This is a genomic window from Dyella sp., from assembly GCF_035508675.1.
Lineage (GTDB): Bacteria > Pseudomonadota > Gammaproteobacteria > Xanthomonadales > Rhodanobacteraceae > Dyella_B.
In genome coordinates, this window is sequence record NZ_DATJMN010000316.1 from 1 (window position 1) to 3,032 (window position 3,032).

The 3,032-nt window shown below is 63.1% G+C and carries 1 protein-coding gene; it reads left to right on the forward strand.

The features are described from left to right. A partial coding sequence (locus VMA74_RS16760) for an NAD-glutamate dehydrogenase (protein ID WP_325369017.1) occupies nucleotides 1-3,032 on the forward strand: 3,032 nt, incomplete at both ends.

Below are 3,032 nucleotides of genomic sequence, written 5' to 3' on the forward strand. Positions count from 1 at the left end.
ACGGTTTCGAAGCCCTGTGGCGTGGTGACGCCGAAAGCGACGGCTTCAACAATCTCGTGCTGCTGGCGCAGGCTGACTGGCGCCAGGTGGCCATGCTGCGCGGCTACTGCAAGTACCTGCAGCAGGTGGGCATCGCCTTCTCGCAGAACTACATGGAAGAAACGCTGATCCGCTATCCGGCCATTGCCGGCCTGCTGATCGAATTGTTCAACGCCAAGTTCGATCCGCGCCGTGAGCTGCTCTCCGCCGCCGAGCTGGAAAAGGCGCAAGCGGATCTACGCCGCGAAATGCAGGCGCTGATCAGCGCCGATACGCAAAAGGCCAAGCCGGAACTGATCGACGAGATCATCAACGTGCTGGCCGACAAGCGCGACCAGCAGGTGCACGTGCTGTGGCAGGCGCTGAAGTCGCTGCTCGACGACGTCGCCAGCCTGGACGATGAGCGCATCGTGCTGAGCTTCATGAACACGATCCGCGCCACGCTGCGCACCAGCTTCTTCCAGCAATGGGATGGCGCGCATCGCCATTACATCAGCTTCAAGTTCGACTCCAAGCAGGTGCCGGACGCGCCCAAGCCGGTGCCCTATCGCGAAATCTTCGTGTATGCGCCGCGCGTGGAAGGTATCCATCTGCGCTTCGGGCCGGTCGCGCGTGGCGGCCTGCGCTGGTCCGATCGCCGCGAGGATTTCCGCACCGAAGTGCTGGGCCTGGTGAAGGCGCAGATGGTGAAGAACACCGTGATCGTGCCGGTCGGTTCGAAGGGTGGCTTCTTCGTCAAGCATCCGCCGGTAGGTGGCGATCGCGATGCGCAGCTGGCTGAAGGCATTGCGTGCTATCGCCTGTTCATCAACGGGTTGCTCGACATCACCGACAACCTCATCGAGGGCAAGGTGGTGCCGCCGCACGAGGTGGTGCGTCACGACGACGACGATCCGTACCTGGTCGTGGCGGCCGACAAGGGCACGGCCACGTTCTCTGACATCGCCAATGCCATCTCCATCGAGCACGGCTTCTGGCTGGGCGATGCGTTTGCGTCCGGTGGTTCCAACGGTTATGACCACAAGGGCATGGGCATCACCGCCAAGGGTGCGTGGGAATCGGTCAAGCGCCACTTCCGCGCACTGGGCCGCGATTGCCAGAGCGAGGATTTCACTTGCGTAGGCATCGGTGACATGTCCGGCGACGTGTTCGGCAACGGCATGCTGCTGTCCCGCCATATCCGCCTGCTGGCCGCGTTCGACCATCGCCACATCTTCCTTGACCCCCATCCGGATACCGCCAAATCCTTCGCCGAGCGCGAACGCATGTTCAAGCTGCCGCGTTCGAGCTGGGAGGACTACGACAAATCCTTGATTTCCGCCGGCGGCGGCGTGTGGCCGCGCAGCGTGAAGTCGATTCCGATTTCGCCGCAGGTGCGCGAGGCGCTGGGCCTCAAGGCCAGTGTCGAGCATCTCGCGCCGAACGAGCTGATGAGCGCCATCCTCAAGGCGCCGGTGGACCTGCTTTGGAACGGCGGCATCGGTACTTATGTGAAAGCCAGCAGCGAAACGCATGGTGATGTGGGCGACCGCGCCAATAACGCGCTGCGTATCGACGGCGCCGAGCTGCGCTGCAAGATGGTAGGCGAGGGCGGCAACCTGGGCTTTACGCAGAAGGGTCGCATCGAAGCCGCACAGCATGGCGTGCTGCTCAACACCGACTTCATCGACAACTCGGCCGGCGTGGACACCTCCGACCACGAGGTGAACATCAAGATTCTGCTTGGCGATGCCGTGCAGCGTAACGAGATCACGCTCGACGATCGCAACCGGCTGCTGGCATCGATGACGGACGAAGTCGGCCAACTGGTGCTGTGGGACAACTACCGCCAGAACCAGGCCATTACCTTGATGGAACGCCAGTCGGTGAAGCGCATCGGTTCGATGGCGCACTTCATCCGCACGCTGGAAGGCGAAGGTCTGCTCGATCGCCAGGTGGAAAACCTGCCGAGCGAAATGGAGCTGTCCGATCGCAAGACGCGCGGCCACGGCATGACCCGTCCGGAACTGTCCGTGCTGCTGTCGTACGACAAGATCCGTCTATACCAGCAGTTGTTGGAATCGGACGTGCCGGAAGATCCGTACCTGTCGAAGGAACTGGTGCGCTATTTCCCGAAACCGCTGCACGACAAGTACGCCGCACACATGCAGCGGCATCGCCTGAAGCGTGAAATCATCGCCACCGCGGTGACCAACTCTACCCTCAACCGCATGGGCGCCACCTTCATGATGCGCATGCAGGAGGACACGGGGCAGGGGCCGGCGGCAGTCGCCAAGGCTTACACGGCGGCGCGCGAAATCCTCGGCGCACGCGAGCTGTGGGCGGAGATCGAAGCGCAGGACAGCAAGGTTGCCGAGAACACCCAGGTCGATGCAGTCATGCAGGTCTGGTCGCAGTTGCGCCATCTCACGCGCTGGTTGCTCAACCGTCCGGGCGGCACGCTGGACATCGCCGCAAATGTGGAGCGCTATCAGGCAGCGGTGGCCGAACTCAGCGATAACTTGCCCGATGTATTGACGCCCGCCGGCAAGGCCGATTTCTCCACCAGCCAGGAAAAATGGGAGGGCCTTGGCCTGCCCACCGATCTTGCCCTGCGCCTGGCCAAGCTGCCGGAACTGCGTGCCATGCTCGACATGGTGGAGGTCGCGCAGCAGACCGGCCAACCTACGGCCAAGGTCGCCAACGTGTTCTACGAACTGGGCCACGCGCTGGATCTGGAATGGCTGCGCGGCCAGATCGAAGCGCTGCCGGTGGAAGGCCACTGGCATGCGCAGGCGCGCGGGTCGCTGCTGGACGAACTCAGCCATCAGCATCGTGCGCTGGCGACCCAGGTGCTGGCGTACAAGGACGGTAACGGCAGTGCGTCGCGGGTGCAGGCATGGCTGGAACGTGACGATCCCGCCCTGAAGTACACGCGCAGCATGCTGTCGGAGATCCTGACGCAGAATGCGGATTATCCGATCGCATCGGTGGCGGTGCGGCGCCTGGCGCAA